Genomic DNA, 16,911 nt, shown 5'->3' on the forward strand with positions numbered 1-16,911 from the left:
CTAATACAAATACATAGTCTTATATTTTATAAACAGGAAATTATTATTTAAACATTCTTCAATAACATAATTTACATAGCTACTATATAGGTAATAAGCAATTGAAAGTTTTATAAATCTTAATGCTTGCCCCATATCATATTCAGTTGCAATATCAGTAGATTGAGAAATATTTTCATTTGCTTCAGTAGAAATTTTATCTTTTCTAAAGATAATTTTTTCCAAAGCTCTACCTAAAAGTGAAATTTTGATTTTATTTTTTTTATATGGTAGCTAGTATCCTCAAGAATAGTTAATGTATAACCTTCAGGACTTTAATAGTTGGTATAATTGTCGTCTTATAAAGCTTGTCCTGTGGAAGTAGCAATATACCAATTAATCCATGTCCCGACTCATGATATGCAGTAAGAGGCTTTAAGATAACTTCTTTCTTTTTCATGTACAGCTAAAGTTATGGAGTATTCACTTTTTGTATGAGCGGAAGTGATAGAATTATTATTATCATTTATGAGCTAAAATAGCACTTTCATTTATTAAACTTTTTAATTTTGCGCCTGAGAAGTATATAGTTTTTTTCAATATTTTTTATATGAAAATTTTCATAAGGCTTATTTTTTAAATATAAAAATAGAATTTTTTCTCTAGCAGTAATATCTGAAAGCGATACTTCAATATATCTATAAAATCTAACTAATCTTAAAAGAGCCTTATCTAGCATATCTAATTTATTTATAGTACCAATTACTATTATACTTTCTTCTTGTCCTAAATCAGACATTTCTGTTAAAAGAGCATATAACAGAAATAAGTGCAGGAACTATCCACGGAAATAGACCAATAATATGTAGTCTTTATATCTGTAGTACGAAAAGTTATAGATATAGTGTAATTAGAGAGCTGTAGGAAGCAGATATAAAAAAACACTAGTACTTCAATATAAAATGAGAAACAACAATTTTATAGAGACAATTGTTAGTAATTATAAAAGAAATTCAACAGTTTCTGTTAAATATTACAATATATCTTTGGAAGAAATATTTAATTATGTTGAAGAAGAAGGATGGCTTAAAGAGAGGATTTGTACAAAAACAGTCACCAAATTATGATAAATTAAATCATTTATCAGCGCACAAAAAGGAGAAGTTTGTATATAATATATTACAAAGCATTCACATTAGAAAAAATGGAGGGAACATTATAATGAGTGACGATAAAGGAAATACAAATTGTTCTAAGAGTGCAGAATATTCTCGTGAAAGTGTTGAGCGTTGTGCTATCGTTAAATCTCAAGTAGAATCACTAACTGAACAAGTTGCTGTAAATCCTACTGTTATTGAACCTGGACCTGTATTTGTTAAGATTCCAGTTGTATTGGCAGAGACAAATATAACTATTCCTGTTGAAGCTACTATCAAATTGGACCAAGCAGCTATAGAAATTAAACGAATTAAAAAGAATGTATTTTTAACTCAATCCCGTATTATTCCATTTTCTCAAGATGGGCGATTTGGGACTGGAATACTATTTATAGAAGGTTTTATAAGAAAGAATATTGAGTTTGCAACTCAAACTTGTACTACAGCCAGAACTCCAAATATTTGTGGAGATATAAGACACTGTACAGTTGAAGTACCTTTTAATTTCACTACAAGAATTACTTTCCTTAGACCACCGATTTTTATTGAAAATACTACTCCAAGTGAATTAGAATTTTTTACAGATGAACTTCAAGGCTGCGATGTTTGTTCAGATCCAGTGATTGGACGTAATCCTTGCGATCGTAGTTCTTTTGTTACTGAATTCTTTAATGAAAAACCTTTTACTGAATTAGTAAGAGCAGATATTACTGAAATTGATATTAACACAAATACAACTTCCAGTTGCAAAACTCCTACAGAACAAAAGTTTACTAAACTTACAGAAAAAGTAGTAGTAAATTTAACACTAAAAGTATTACAAAAACAACAGGTAAGAGTTACAGCAATATGCTAATATAACCTATCCTAAATTGATGTTAAAATATAAAAAAACAATATGAAATAAAGCAATTTTTTATAAAGGAGATAGAAGAGCTATTTAGCAATAAAGAAGTTAAATATATTATATGAAGATTTTTTATGTAATTTCATGTTATTTAAAATTATTTAAAATTAAAAACTCAGACAATTTTCTGGGTTTTAGTGTCAATAATTCTAATAAGATAGAAATGAAATTAAGTATTTATATTAATAAAAAGATAAAATTTCAAAATATAAAGTTTTTAGATGTGAATTTATAACAGTTAAGTTAAGAAAATAATTTCTAAGCAAAAATTTAATTGTTCTTCAAATATTATGGGACAGTATATAGTTTTGCTTTTATATAGAACTATATACTGTCCTGTTAAATAGCTCTTATTATTTTTCTTAAGATAACTTCTTTCCTTTTTCTCATGTCCAGCTAAAATTATGGAGTAATAAGCGCATTCTATATGTCTATCAAATCTAGCATGTCTGATCTACCTGTAGCATTACTACTACACCTTCTTCTTGTCCCAAACTAGACATTTCTATTAAAAGAGCATATAACAGAAATAAACGCAGAAACTATCTGCGACAATAGGTCAATAATATGTAGTCTTTATATCTGTAGTATGAAAAGTTATAGATATAATGTAACTAGATAGCTGATAGAAAGTACATATTTAAAAGCACATGTACTTCAAGATAAAATGAGAAACAACAATTTTACAGAGACAATTGATAATAATGATAAAAGAAATCCAGTGTTTTTTCTAAAGATTACAATATATCTTTAGAAGAAATATTTAATTATGTTAAAGAATAAGAATGGCTTGATTATTGATGAAAGAGAGGATTTGTACAAAACAGTCATCAAATTATGATAAATTAAATCATTTATCAGTGCACAAAAAAGGAGAAGTTTGTATAGTATATATATTAGAAATCATTAACATTAGATAAAATGGAGGGAACATTATTAATGAATGATTATAAAGAAAATACAAATTATTCTAAGAGTGTAGATTATTCTCGTGAAAGTGCTGAGCCTTGTGCTATCGTTAAATCTCAAGTAGAATCACTAACTGAACAAGTTGCTGTAACTCCTATTGTTATTGCACCTGGACCTGTATTTGTTAAGATTCCAGTTGTATTGGCAGAGACAAATATAACTATTCCTGTTGAAGCTACTATCAAATTGGACCAAGAAGCTATAGAAATTAAACGAATTAAAAAGAATGTATTTTTAACTCAATCCCGTATTATTCCATTTTCTCAAGATGGGCGATTTGGGACTGGAATACTATTTATAGAAGGTTTTATAAGAAAGAATATTGAGTTTGCAACTCAAACTTGTACTACAGCCAGAACTTCAAATGTTTGTGGAGATATAAGACACTGTACAGTTGAAGTGCCTTTTAATTTCACTACAAGAATTACTTTCCTTAGACCACCGATTTTTATTGAAAATAGAATTACAAGTGAATTAGAATTTTTTACAGATAAACTTCAAGGTTGCGATGTGTGTTCAGATCCAGTAATCGGACGTAATCCTTGCGATCGTAGTTCTTTCGACACAGAATTTTTCAATGAAAAACCTTTTACTGAATTAGTAAGAGCAGATATTACTGAAATTGATATTAACACAAATACAACTTCCAGCTGCAAAACTCCTACAGAACAAAAGTTTACTAAACTTACAGAAAAAGTAGTAGTAAATTTAACACTAAAAGTATTACAAAAACAACAAGTAAGAGTTACAGCAATAGTATAATAAAAAAATTTAAATCTAGAGATTTAATTAAAGATTAAATATAAAGTACGTTTGCTGAATTACAAATTAATTACTATGGTGCAGACCTAAAGCTTACGAAGATAGGTTTTAGGTCTGTTTTTAGGAGAAGATAAATATTGGTGTATAAGATAGAACAAACTGTAATTATTACTAGAAAATCAATATACTAATATAACCTATCTTCAATTGATATTAAAAAATAAAAAAACAATATAAAGCTAATAATTTAAAATCGATATTGTAATTGAATTGATTTTATGGAAGCTTATATACTTAAATTTATTAAATTCTTAAGTGGAGGAGAAGTTATGATAAGAATATACTATTCAAGACAATATTATAATCCAATTAAGAGAAAACAGTATGAAGAATTCTTAGAAGAAGATAATATTAAAACTGATAGTATAGAAGATAATAAGATAAATGACAATAACATAAAAAACAATGCCTATGGTTCTTTAGAAATTAATAATGATAATGAAGGATTAAATAAAGAAAATACAAATGTTTCTGAGTATGTAGAAGCTTGTCGTGAAAGTGTTGATTCATGTGAAATTGCTACTGATCAAGTAGAATCACTAACTGAACAAATTTCTGTAACTCCTACTGTTATTACACCTGGACCTGTATTTGTTAAGATTCCAGTTGTATTGGCAGAAACAAATACAATGATTCTTGTCGAAGCGACTATCACATTAGATGAAGCAGTTATGGAAATTAAACGAATTAAAAATAACGTATTTTTAACCGAATCCCGTATTGTTTCATTTTGTCAAGATGATCCACTTGGTACTGGAATAATATTTATAGCAGGTTTTATAAGAAAGAATATTGAGTATGCAACTCAAACTTGTACTATAGCTGGAACTCCAAATGTTTGTGGAGATATAAGACACTGTACAGTTGAAGTACCTTTTAATTTAACTACAAGAATTACTTTCCTTAGATCACCGATTTTTGTTGAGAATACGACTCCAAGTGAATTAGAATTTTTTGCAGATGGGCTTCAAGGTTGTAATGTTTGCTCAGATCCAGTGATTGGACATAATTCTTGCGATCAGAGTTCTTTCGTCACCAAATTCTTTAATGATAAACCTTTTACTGAATTAGTAAGAGCGGATATTGCTGAAGTTGATATTCACACAGGCCCAACCTTGAGTGGTACAATTCCTATAGAACTAATGTTTACTCAACTCACAGAAAAAGCAGTAGTAAATTTAACATTAAAAGTATTACAGAAACAGCAGGTAAGAGTTACAGCAATAAAACTATAAAATTTCATGCAGAAATTTAATTGTTCTTAAAATATTATGGGATAGTAAAAAGTTTCGTTTTTATATAAAACTATATACTATCCCATTAAACAACTTTTACCATTTATTATATAACTAGTTTATACATTAAACTTTCTTTAGCTTCTTTATTGCCAGCTACAGCTTGAAAATCTAAAGCATCTTTTTTCATTTTACCGTAGTTAAAAAATTTTTGAGAATCAAAAAAACTAATTTTTAGATTATTTATTGTGAAGATTTTATAAGAATTATTTTCTAACTTTGATTTTTATGTTAAGATAAAATGTAAGTAAATTTATTATATGAAGAAATATATATTCTAATAAACAGACTACACATACTTCTATTACTGTATATAGTTTTACTGTAGAAAATTAATTAGAACTTATATATAATAAACTTTATATTAGGTTTTCAACAGATATGTGTTATAAATATCTTCTTTTTGAAGAAGTGATATCATATTATGGGTGTTAACTATTAATATCAAAATAAGTTAAAAAGTAGACAATATTAAAGTAAAGGTGAGGAACAAAATGGAGAACGTGCAAGATAAGATAAATCAATTCTTAACTGAAAACAAAATAAATGTAAAAGGTGGCACAATAACAAATGAGAGACAATTGTCAGCAGTTTTAAGCGACCTTGCATTAGGAGATCTTAAGAAAGGAAAAATAGATAAAGCAATGTACTTTGTTGAAAAGGCATTAGAATTTAATGAAAAAAATTATTATTCATATTTTGTAAAAGGCTTAATCAATAGAAATGCGAATAAAATTAAAGAAGCAGTTGAGGCATTTGAAATATATGTGTCTAATACAGGTTCAGATGACTCTTTAGCTCATATATATATGGGACTTTCATATGCGGAATTAAATGATGTTGAAAATGCATTAAAGCATCTTAGAAAAGGTGAAAAGGGTCTTTCAGATAAAGAAAAGGAAGCTCATTTACCTTTAATAGGTGTAGCTTACGAATGTATAGGAAACATATATTTAAATAGAGAAAATATAGTAGAATTTACTGAAAGAGATAAATATAGCCTTAATTATAAAACAGCAGCAAGATATTATAAAATGTCACTAAAAATTTACAGAAAAAATTGCGATTTAATAAATAAATTAGCAGCTTGCTATTGTCATTTAGAAGATCTAAATAAAGCATTATACTGTTATGAACAAGCAGCTAAAATTGCACAAGATAATACTGTGTATTTAGAGGCAATAGAACAAATGAAGGCAGAAGGTGCGAAATCTGAACAAGCAGGATTTTAATTTTTAAATAGATAAAGTTAAACTAAATTAGCTTTACAAAAAAAGTTGTCAACTATTTTTGTAAATGTTCTATAATAATTTTAACATTAGGCGCCGTTGCACTAATTGTGATATGCTCTCTCTATGGTAGACAGTTAAAATAAGAAAACTATCTACCATAAAAGGGAGCATTTTTTATGCTGAAGAAATCATATCAAAATAACAAACTGCTGATATAAAAAATATTGGTAGTTTTCTTTACGATAGAATTCAGAAATAAAAAATGTTACTATAGCATTATGAAAAAATAATTAATAGAAATACGATAAAAAATGAAAGGTATAATAAAGATGAGGGAGATAGAGGTAAGAGAAAAACAATTATCAATTAAAAATAAACTAGCAATAAGTGGAGTATTACTTGGAATCAGTGCGATTCTATTTATTGTGGCACAATATATAGATAATTTTGCTAACCTTTATTATAAATATATTTATATAACTTTATTAAATACAATTGCACGAGGATTTTCTTTAATTCCTTTTTCTATATATGAGATGATTTTATATGTATTTATAATATTTATTTTTATTAGAATAATAATGTATATATACTTAGGTTTAACTAAAAAGCTCTCAGTTAAGAAAATAATAACAAGATCTGCAGTTAATTTTTTTATGTATATATCAATATTTGTATTTTTAAATATGATAACTTTGGGAGTAAATTCTTTTAAATCAGATTTTGTTACACTTACAGGATTAAAGATGAAGGCTAGTTCGGAAGAAAAGTTAATTGAGCTTTGTGAGAATCTAAAGGAAAAGCTTAATGAATTAGATGGAAAAATAGAAAAGAATGAATATGGATTTTTGAAATTGGATGAGAATGTAAAGCAAGAAGGAATAGATAGTATGAAATGTTTAGGAATAATTTATCCTAGTTTACAAGGTTTTTATCCAAATCCTAAACCATATATTTTTTCAGAAATAATGTCATATCAATTATTGGAAGGTGAAACAGATTTTACAATTGAAGCTAACTATAATAATCATATGCCTCCTATTAATATTCCAAGCACAATTTGCCATGAATTAAGTCATGTAAGAGGTTTTAATAATGAGGATGAAGCAAATTATATAAGTTTTTTAGCTTGTATTAATTCTAAAAATTATGAATATCAATATAGCGGATATTTAATGGCATATTCTTATTGCATGAATGATTTATATGATTCTAATTTGGAAGTATTTAAAAAAATTAATAATGAACTATCGGAAAATGTAAAAAAAGAATTAAAAAATGATGCTTTGTATTGGAATAATTATAGGGGAAAAATATCTAAGATGCATAATGAAGCATACGATAAATTATTAAAAGCAACAGGTCAAGAAGAGGGAATAAAAAGTTATAATTCTGTTGTTAAATTACTTATTTCAGGATATAAAGAACAATTTCAATAGGGATATATACAAGTTACAAAGCATCAAGAATGCACAGTAGTAAATTTCATACTTATGAATAATAATTGAAACGTAGTGAAAAAATACCTTTAACTAATTAACTAAAATGGAGGTATATTTTATGAAGATAGAAAGTTATTTCAGTGGAATTAAAGCTGCAAATGAAGCTGTAGAAGCATTAAAAAAAATTGGTATAAATAAATGCTGCGGCAGATTTAAATGATCATTATACAGGTAATAATAACTCAGGAACAAATCTACCAGGTACAGCTAGCAGCTCAAATAGTTTGTCCAGTTATGTGTTGTCAAGCGATGAACCATTAAGTGATCCGATGCTTTGACCACTAGCTGTTGCAAGTCCAATGGTAAGTGGCATGGGTGGCTTTGAGGAAATTGCAGATGTAAACTAAAACTACTTACAAAATGAATTGCGGAGTTTTAGGAATGGAATCCAATGTTAAATTAAGATTGGATAACCTAGAACTTATGCGGTATGTGAATTGAAGCTAGTTTTTCCGATATTGTGATTTAAAGGCTTTATTGCAAGATAAGTAGACATTAAAAAACTTTGTGTAAATGTAATTGAAAATTAAAGTTGAGTATTAGTATTGCTATATATTAAAATATAGCAATACAACATTATTAATAATACAAACTCACAAGTTATATTGTATAAATTTATAAGAAAATTTACGTACAAGATGATTCAAATTATATTGGATTATTTATTGCTTTTTGATTTTTTATTTTTGTCTTCTTTATCTTTTCCGTTACCGTTACCGTTTCCCCTGGTTTGTGGTGCAACCTGGGTAATCTTTTGTCCTTGGCTTATAACTAAATCTATTTTTCCATTTTTATCATAAGAAGTATCCACTATAGGTGATTGACGAATAACTAAGCCCTTTGAAAAATCATCACTATATTCAGTTGTGATATTGCCGAGCAAAAATCCATTATCAACTATAACGCTTTCAGCCATCTCTTGAGTTTTGCCAATAAGTGAAGGTACAAGTTTTTTTTCTTCTGCTTTCGGTAATGTTGCATTTTTTTCTGGAACAGTGTTTTCGGCAGAGGTTATTTTTTTATCTGCATCTGCAGAAGAATCTTTAGAAATATATTTCCCTAAAATACCAATAATTATAGCCAAAATAATTAATCCAACTGTTAATAGTATCTTTTTATTTTTGATGATACTATTATTAGATAAACTTTCTCTGTTATTTTTAATTATTATGGTTTCTGGGATTGTTTCTTTATTAATAACAACTGTGGAATCAATTTGTGTATCACATAATGTTACATCGGGCTTCATCATCATAACTGTTGTAGCATATATTGTCTTATCATTAAAGTTAACTTCTAAATTAGAATTCTTCTTTAGTGCCTTTAAAACTTTGGTAAGTTCCTTAGCTGTTTGAAATCTGTTTGTAGGTTCTTTCTCCAAGGTCTTTAAAATTATTGTATTTATATTTTCAGGTATATCTGTAATGACTTTAATGGGTGGAATAACAGGCTCTTGAATATGCATAATAGCTACAGAAATGGAAGTTTCTCCGTTAAAAGGTACTTGCCCAGTAATCAGTTCGTACATCACAATACCTAAGGCATATATATCAGTTCTACAATCCACAAACTTTCCTTTGGCTTGCTCTGGAGAAAAGTAATGTACAGAACCTATAATCTTATTAGAATTAGTTAGGGTTCCTGCATCTGCAACTTTTGCTATTCCAAAATCTGTCAGCTTAACTATATTCTCTTCTGTGATTAAAATATTATCTGGTTTTATATCACGATGAATTATATTATTTTTGTGAGCATATTGCAGTGCTTTAGCTATTTGCAAAGCTATATTTACAGTCTTTAAAGAATTAAGTCTAACATTTTCCTTTATTAACTGCTTTAATGTTTTTCCATTAATATACTCCATAACTATGAAATTAATATTGTTTTCTGAACCAACATCATAAACATTAACTATGTTTGTATGTGACAAACTTGCAATTGAATTAGCTTCTCTTTTAAACCTAGTGATAAAATCTTCATCATCACTTAATTCTGCTTTTAATATTTTAACAGCTACAAATCTATTTAACAAAGTGCATTTTGCTTTATAAACAATTCCCATGCCACCTTCACCAATTTTTTCTAATAACTTATATCTGTTTAAAAGTAATGTCCCTATCATAGATGTCCCCCTATAAAAAACAGTAATATATGTATTATATCATATATAAATATCTACATTAAAGTGGAAAAGATTTATAGTTTACAAAAAAATAAATTTTTTTGTCATCATATAAATTGGACTGGCAAATATAAAATTTGAATTACAAAAAGAAAATTGGGGAAAATAGTTAAAGCTAATTAAGGAGGAAAAATATATGGAAGAAAATATAAAGCATTGCCCCAATTGCAGCCAAAAGGTTTTTAGTAATTCAAATTTTTGCAGTGTGTGTGGTTTTAAGTTTGATGATAATAAAAATAATTCTAAAGAGGATGAAAACTCTCAAGGAATGGTGGCGGCACAAGCTGAAGATAAATCCTGTGGCTGTACAAATAATTCAAATGGAGAAAATAGGAGCAGTGACCAATTAAGTTTAAGATTATTTGATTTGGTAGTAAATGTATTTAAGAAACATACTTTGGAAGAAAGAGAAAATACTTTTATTTGTGGGACAGTAAAAACAGCACCTAAAGAAGGTGAAATTTGCTCAAAATGGCCAAAGCCTTGGTTATATTCAAGAGTATTTGCCTTATTTGCAATGACGTTTCTTGGATTGGTAGCTTTATTAAGAATTTTTGAAAATATATTAGCATATCCAGGAATTATATTTATAGGTGCTTTGACAGTTCCTTTTTCATTACTTGTTTTCTTTTGGGAATTAAATGCGCCAAGAAATATTAATATTTTTGATGTAATTAAAATATTTTTTTGGGGAGGGGTATCTTCTTTACTTTTAACAATGATATTCAGTCGTATAATTTTTGTAGGAGAAGTAGATTATGTTGGTGCAATTATGATAGGCGTTATTGAAGAATCTGCAAAGTTTGTTGTAGCTGCATATTTTTTACGAGGAAGTAAGAGAAAATATATTTTAAATGGACTTCTACTAGGTGCAGCAGTTGGTGCAGGATTTGCAGTTTTTGAAACAGCTGGATATGAATTTGCTTATGGATTACAAATTCCAATATTGATGAGAATAATATATACTAGAGGCGCTTTAGCATTTGGAGGTCACATTGTCTGGACAGCTATGTCTGGAGCAGCATTAGCAATGGTAAAGGAAGATGATAGATTAAAAATCAATCATTTTAAGGATATTAAATTTCTAAAATATTTTATTCTAACAATTGGATTACATGCAATTTGGGATATGCCAATAAGTAACAGTAGCGAACTTCCTTTTGCTCAAGGAATATTAACTATAATTGCTTGGATTATTATACTAATATTAATTAGTTCAGGGTTAAAACAAATTTCTAGAATAAAAACTATATAGTTGTTTGAGTGTTTAAAAATTATAAAGCAGAAATTTTCTGATTTTAAGGAAATCTCTGCTTTATTTATTGCACGTTGAAATATAAAATTTTGAAGTATAAAAATTAATGTTTCCACTAATCTCGCCAAATGTGTCACAAAGCATTATTTGTACCTTTTACAAATACGTCAGTTCTATTAGATCTCCAAGAAACAGCAGGAGAAAAATTTAAAACACCATCCCATCTACTCCATTGACTGCCTGGTGTAGGAGTTGGAACAGGAGGCTTAGAAATATTTCTGAGTGTAAATTCTATTATGGATCTAAATGTTCGATTAATTACATTGTTAGGAATACCAGAATTACTTAGAGCTACAAAAATTGAATTATATCTTCTTCTAAATGCATTAAAAATATTGTTAACTCTTTGATTTATATTTCCTGTATATCCTTGACTATTGTCCAAAGTAAAGGCAATAATTGTTCTAAAGTAATTTTCTATTATCCCTTGAAATGCATTAAATAGCTGAGGCTGATTATTACTAAGCAAGTTCAATATTCTATTGATATCTTGTTCAGAAGCTCTATTGTAATCTAAGTAATATTGATTATAAAATAAGTTAAGATCTTCAATTTCATTATTACCTTCATAATTGTTAAAATTTCTCATTTCGTCATAGTTCTCATAACCTCTAATTTGATCATTAAAGAAAGGACAAAAGTTTTGATCCATGCAATAAGGACAGTAGAAAATTTGATTATCGTGCATTGAAAAGCGCCTTGTATTTATTATGGCTATAAACCTTATTAATTTTATATTATGATTAGAAGTTAAGAGTGTTACATGAGTAATTTTTGAAAAACTTGTTTTTATAAAGAAACATAACTTATTTCAAGATAAAATTGAAATAAATAGGTAAAAGTATTAGATGAAAAAGAAAAAATACAATAGAAACAAGAAATTAAAGAAAAATTATAAATAATAAACTTTTTATATGATATTATAGTTATAAGAAAAATATTTTAACAGAAAGTGATGATTAATTTTATGAAAAACATATTACTTTTAAGCACAGGAGGAACTATTGCATCTGCTCCTACTGAAAATGGTCTTGCACCAGCCATTCAAAGTGATAGCATTTTATCTTTAATTGGTGGAATTGCTTCAAATTACAATATTACAACAAAAGATATTCTTCAGCTTGATAGTTCTAATATACAGCCAGAAGAATGGAAGCTAATTGCTAATAGCATATTTGACAATTGTGAAGAGTATGATGGAATAGTAGTTACACATGGAACTGATACTATGGCATATACATCATCAGCTCTTTCTTTTATGCTAAGAAATGTTCCAATTCCTGTAGTTATAACAGGTTCACAATTACCGCTTATTAATCCTTTAACAGATGGAATTGAAAATTTACGATGTGCTTTTGCCATGGCAGCTAGTGGCGTTGCAGGAGTATTTTTAGCTTTTAATCGTAAGGTTATTTTAGGAAGTCGTGCTGTAAAGGTTAGAACTACAGGATTTGATGCCTTTGAAAGTGTAAATTCTCCTTATGCTGCAATTATAGATTCAGCTGGCTTGCATATAAATCATGAGGTTATAAAACCAGTAAGTGGAGTATTTAAACTTCAAGATTATATATGTAAAGATATATTTTTAATAAAACTGACTCCTGGACTTAATCCAGAAATATTTGATATGCTCCTTAATATGAATTATAGAGGAATAGTAATAGAAGCATTTGGTGCAGGGGGATTACATTTTATTAGAAGAGATTTAATATCTAAATTAGAAAAAATAGTTGAAAAGGGAATTAGTGTAGTTGTATGCAGTCAATGCCTTTATGAACGCAGTGATTTTTCAATTTATGAAACTGGAAAATTAGCATTAGAAAAAGGAGTACTTCAAGGATATGATATGACTACAGAAGCAGCAGTTACTAAGCTTATGTGGGCACTCGGAAAAACAAATGATACTGAGAAAATTAAAGAAATATTTAGTGCAAGTTTTGTAGGAGAAATAACTATATCATAAAGTGAAACTTGATTCAGGCGGAGTTTAATATCCATCTGAACCTTAGTTGAACTTATACCCTCAAGGGCACCTAATTTAGGAACGTGCAACGGTTATCTCTCACTTGAAGAAGAAAGCAGATATTTTTAATTTGGTATAATTGCGTTCGCAAGTGCGAGGGAGTGTTACGGATGCTAGCTATCGGATAAATACAACAAAAAATTTTATTGATAATTTAGCTAAAGGAAAAGACACCAGTGAAAAGGTGTCTTTTTGTTAATATTTCTGATTAGGAGTTTACTATTATTTTGTTGGTATCTATACCACCTAGAATTAAATCTTGTTTCATTTCCTCGATATTTACATATAATATTGTGTTAGATTTTTTTTCAAAGGAATCTTTGTTTATGCCTTTTACATTATTTGGGATTGATATGCTTGGTAAACTATAACAATCTTCAAATGCATACCACTCTAAGGTAATAACACTATCTGGAATTGCATAATCGCTATCTTTTTTTCCTTCAAGGCATCTTATTAATTCAGTTTTTGTTTTATTTAATAATATTCTATTAACACTTGAGTACTTAGTATTATCATCATTTACAATTATATTTTCTAAATTCTTGCAACCATCAAATGCAGATATGCTAATATGGGTAATATTATTTTGAATTGTTATACTTTTTAAATTAGTACAAGTATAAAATGCTTTAGCGTAGATTTGATTTATTTTAATACCATCAATTTCCTTTAGAACGACTATTTTTCTAATTCTTTAGAATTTATGGTAGTGTTTAAATTAGTTTCTTGGTTTGTTGGAAGGATAATTTCTTCTTTAGCATTTGCAGCTGGCTCTTCAGTATTATTCATATTTGCCAAGGAACTTACTACGGAACCATTTGTGCTAGTCATATTAGCTAAAATCATGCTTAAAATGCCTTCCATTGCATTAGGGGCTTTTCCATCACTTCCTCCCATAATTACTGTTTGTGGAACAAGAGGAGATTTACTTATCTTAAGAGCTTCTGCAAAGGCTGTTAAGACACTTTGTTGTACTTGCAGCTCTGGTCCTCCATAGGCATCAACTAAAGCTTTAGCAGCAGTACCTTTTGCAATACCAACCTTTGTTTCTTGTTCAGCAGTAGCTTCTGCAACAGCTTTAATATTTAATGCTTGTGCGGTACCAACTTTTTCAAGTTTGAAGGCTTCAGCACCGGCTTGTAATTGTACTTGTTTAGCATTAGCTTCTGCATTTAGTTCGGTAGCCTTAGCATTAGCAGCAGCTTCAGCTTCTTTTGTATATCTTGAAGCATCTGCTTCTTGTGTTCTTTTATATTTATCAGCTTCAGCGAGTTTTTGTGTTTTCAACGCTAATTGTTCAGCTAATTTTAATTCAGATTTACCTTTGTTATCTGCAACTTCTATATCAATACTTGATTGTGTAAGAGCTGCTTGAGCTGCACTTTTTGCAATTGCTTCATTTAATTCTCTTTGCTTTTCAGCTGATTTTTGTTTAGCTTCATTGGTTTTAATTTCTTCTAAAGCAACCTGCCTGTCCCTTAATTGTGCTAGTATTAGCTCAATTCTCTTATCTGCTGTAGAAGCCGCCGGGGTACCAATTAATACTTCTTGTAACTCTAAGTCATATAATTTGAATTTTTCTTTCATTTCTGCTGAAGCTTGTTCTTGAATAGAGCTTCTATCTTGAACCAATTCAATTAAGGTCTTAGTTTGACCTATATTTTTAAAATACCCTGCTATCATAGGATCAAGTGATTGTTCAATAAGCATTTTAATATCACCAAATCTTTGAATTACTGAAGAGGCCTTTCTATAGTCAATATTAAAGACTACAGTAAGTGGTAAATTTGGTTCAAAGGCATCCTTAGTTATAAGGCTTATTTCTTTTAAGTTATCATCTAATTTATGATCTCCTGATTGGCCGCTAATCCATTTCAATATAACATTGGTAGTAGGGACTGGAACAATCTTTCCTGCATAAGTATTGAATGGATATTTACCTGGCATCATGGATTCTTTCCAAATACCTTTCTTGCCTTGCTCAACAAGTTCTCCATGTGAGTAGCTAGATCCAGATACATCTTCGCCTTTATCGCCAAAATAACTTACAACTACACCAACATATCCAATATCTATTATACTTTTGGGAACTATATCAACATTTGCGAATAATCTATTTATAAAATAAATACCATCTGTTAATACTTGCATTTGCTTACCTTTTCGACCATTAGCAGCTAGGAATTTTTCTGGTTCTTGGAAGTTATTATGGTAAAATTCGTTCGTTATACCTTCACCAACTATGGGAGCAATAATGGCTCCATTATCAGGAGTAGGCCCTTCATTTACAGTAACAATTCCAATTGTGTCTTTAGTTCTTAAGGAATTCCCTAATTCATCTTCTTCAAGATTTTTTGAGCTTGATATTACTACAGGTAGAAATCCATTTACTTTAAGTAAATCACTTCTCATAGTTTCTATTTGTGCTGATTCATCTTTTGAAGTAAATATTGAATGAACTTTATCTTTTGTAATAATTATAAATTGAGCTAAATTAAAAGCATAAGTACCTTCACGAAGAATTTGTCTTTGAGGACCTTTTTGGCCGTTATTGTTTAAAAAGGCAACCACATCTTGAAAAGATTTACTTTCATTAACGACTCTTCCAAGAGTTTGTCCATCAGCAAGGCTTTCTCCAGATCTTGCAAAGACATAACCTATTTGACCTTGAGGAATAGTAACTAGCCTTACTTTTTTTACTTTATATTTAAATGGTGTCTTAAAATGTACTCCAGCTCTAAGTACTTCAGGTTGATAGCCGGCTTCACCCTTTAAGGCAATAAGACCATCTGATGGAACAGAACCTTTTAAACTCCACCATTTTTCAACTATACCTACTTCATCAGTTCCAATACTAGTGAATCCTATCCCGTACAGTAGTAAAAATAATCCTGCAAGTCCAAGGCCTGCGAAAATTAGGATTGATATGGTTGTTGAATTCATAATTTTACCTCCAAAATTTATTGAGTTAATATAAGAATTTTATATTATTTAGTAATACTATTCCTTTTATACTCAAATGTAAATACTGTAATAAATATTTATTTTTGTATATAATGAAATATGATTATAAAGTTGCTTTGTAATGGGATTTTTATGATTATTAATATAATCTAATTAACCAATCATCATCTGATTTGTTACCTTCATACATGAATTCACTATAACAATCTGAGTCAAAAACTTTTAATAAATCCATAAAATCATTTACTAACATATAATCTTTTAATGAATCTCTATCAATCCATTTCATTTCTCCTTCATCAGACGAGGTTAAAGTTCCTTTAAATTTATCTGTCTTAAATAAGAATACAATATATCGTTCATCTTCATCTGTTTGAAATTGCTTTACTCCGCATAATCTAGGTTCTCTTATAGTTAATCCTGTTTCTTCATATATTTTACGAATAATTGCTTGAACGAATGATTCTTCTTTTTCAACATGTCCTCATGGAAACGTAAATCCACACCAATCTTTTTTAACTCTGTCTTGAAGTAATATTTTATTACCATCGTAAACCATAC

15 protein-coding genes and 1 pseudogene are annotated in these 16,911 nt (G+C 28.7%); 8 read left to right on the plus strand and 8 right to left on the minus strand.

The window, feature by feature from the left end; genetic code table 11:
- The 3 genes from CLPUN_RS28685 to CLPUN_RS28695 all read right to left on the minus strand — a co-directional run bounded on the left by CLPUN_RS28685 (nt 1) and on the right by CLPUN_RS28695 (nt 778).
- Nucleotides 1-225: a hypothetical protein gene (locus tag CLPUN_RS28685; RefSeq protein ID WP_242954110.1), complete on the minus strand. Its 225-nt coding sequence runs from the start codon at nt 223-225 to the stop codon at nt 1-3.
- A gap of 67 nt (nt 226-292) precedes the next feature.
- Nucleotides 293-439 (minus strand): hypothetical protein, encoded by a 147-nt coding sequence (locus tag CLPUN_RS28690; protein WP_242954111.1) that lies wholly within the window; start codon nt 437-439, stop codon nt 293-295.
- An 87-nt stretch (nt 440-526) separates the two neighbouring features.
- Complete coding sequence (locus CLPUN_RS28695; RefSeq protein ID WP_242954112.1) at nt 527-778, minus strand: hypothetical protein; 252 nt, start codon at nt 776-778, stop codon at nt 527-529.
- A 163-nt stretch (nt 779-941) separates the two neighbouring features.
- Between CLPUN_RS28695 and CLPUN_RS27640 the strand changes: the two genes are divergently transcribed.
- From CLPUN_RS27640 to CLPUN_RS11205, 6 genes are all read left to right on the plus strand, one after another.
- Entirely contained in the window at nt 942-1,106 is a 165-nt protein-coding gene (locus tag CLPUN_RS27640; RefSeq protein WP_158078752.1) for a hypothetical protein, read from the plus strand.
- A gap of 94 nt (nt 1,107-1,200) precedes the next feature.
- On the plus strand, nt 1,201-1,992 hold the full coding sequence (locus CLPUN_RS11185; protein ID WP_077847395.1) for a CsxC family protein: 792 nt from the start codon (nt 1,201-1,203) through the stop codon (nt 1,990-1,992).
- Between the two features lie 990 nt (nt 1,993-2,982).
- On the plus strand, nt 2,983-3,774 hold the full coding sequence (locus CLPUN_RS11190; protein WP_077847359.1) for a CsxC family protein: 792 nt from the start codon (nt 2,983-2,985) through the stop codon (nt 3,772-3,774).
- Between the two features lie 329 nt (nt 3,775-4,103).
- Nucleotides 4,104-5,069 carry a CsxC family protein gene (locus tag CLPUN_RS11195; protein ID WP_077847360.1) on the plus strand — a complete coding sequence of 322 codons (966 nt, stop codon included), beginning with the start codon at nt 4,104-4,106 and terminating at the stop codon, nt 5,067-5,069.
- A 554-nt stretch (nt 5,070-5,623) separates the two neighbouring features.
- Complete coding sequence (locus tag CLPUN_RS11200; RefSeq protein WP_077847361.1) at nt 5,624-6,361, plus strand: tetratricopeptide repeat protein; 738 nt, start codon at nt 5,624-5,626, stop codon at nt 6,359-6,361.
- A gap of 311 nt (nt 6,362-6,672) precedes the next feature.
- Nucleotides 6,673-7,800 carry a DUF3810 domain-containing protein gene (locus tag CLPUN_RS11205; protein WP_242954113.1) on the plus strand — a complete coding sequence of 376 codons (1,128 nt, stop codon included), beginning with the start codon at nt 6,673-6,675 and terminating at the stop codon, nt 7,798-7,800.
- A gap of 721 nt (nt 7,801-8,521) precedes the next feature.
- Here CLPUN_RS11205 and pknB read toward each other — a convergent pair.
- Nucleotides 8,522-9,985, minus strand: a complete 1,464-nt coding sequence (gene pknB, locus CLPUN_RS11215) for a Stk1 family PASTA domain-containing Ser/Thr kinase (protein WP_077847363.1) — start codon at nt 9,983-9,985, stop codon at nt 8,522-8,524.
- Nucleotides 9,986-10,181: 196 nt separating this feature from the next.
- On the opposite strand from pknB, the gene CLPUN_RS11220 reads away from it, so the two are divergent.
- Nucleotides 10,182-11,300 (plus strand): PrsW family glutamic-type intramembrane protease, encoded by a 1,119-nt coding sequence (locus CLPUN_RS11220; RefSeq protein ID WP_077847364.1) that lies wholly within the window; start codon nt 10,182-10,184, stop codon nt 11,298-11,300.
- 133 nt (nt 11,301-11,433) lie between these two features.
- Here the strand turns inward: CLPUN_RS11220 and CLPUN_RS11225 are convergent, their stop codons facing one another.
- Nucleotides 11,434-12,012: a hypothetical protein gene (locus CLPUN_RS11225; protein ID WP_158078753.1), complete on the minus strand. Its 579-nt coding sequence runs from the start codon at nt 12,010-12,012 to the stop codon at nt 11,434-11,436.
- A 315-nt stretch (nt 12,013-12,327) separates the two neighbouring features.
- Between CLPUN_RS11225 and CLPUN_RS11230 the strand changes: the two genes are divergently transcribed.
- Entirely contained in the window at nt 12,328-13,323 is a 996-nt protein-coding gene (locus CLPUN_RS11230; RefSeq protein ID WP_077847366.1) for an asparaginase, read from the plus strand.
- A 268-nt stretch (nt 13,324-13,591) separates the two neighbouring features.
- Here CLPUN_RS11230 and CLPUN_RS29625 read toward each other — a convergent pair whose 3' ends face one another.
- From CLPUN_RS29625 to CLPUN_RS11245, 3 genes and pseudogenes are all read right to left on the minus strand, one after another.
- A complete protein-coding gene (locus CLPUN_RS29625; RefSeq protein WP_423237294.1) occupies nt 13,592-14,077 on the minus strand; it encodes a leucine-rich repeat protein in 486 nt (161 codons plus the stop codon).
- Nucleotides 14,065-16,329, minus strand: a complete 2,265-nt coding sequence (locus CLPUN_RS11240; protein ID WP_077847367.1) for an SPFH domain-containing protein — start codon at nt 16,327-16,329, stop codon at nt 14,065-14,067. The genes CLPUN_RS29625 and CLPUN_RS11240 overlap by 13 nt, the downstream gene beginning before the upstream one ends.
- Nucleotides 16,330-16,489: 160 nt before the next feature.
- Nucleotides 16,490-16,822: pseudogene (locus CLPUN_RS11245) on the minus strand (NUDIX domain-containing protein); the annotation flags it as partial.
- Nucleotides 16,823-16,911 lie beyond the last annotated feature (89 nt).

It is taken from the genome of Clostridium puniceum, assembly GCF_002006345.1.
GTDB classification, from domain to species: domain Bacteria; phylum Bacillota; class Clostridia; order Clostridiales; family Clostridiaceae; genus Clostridium; species Clostridium puniceum.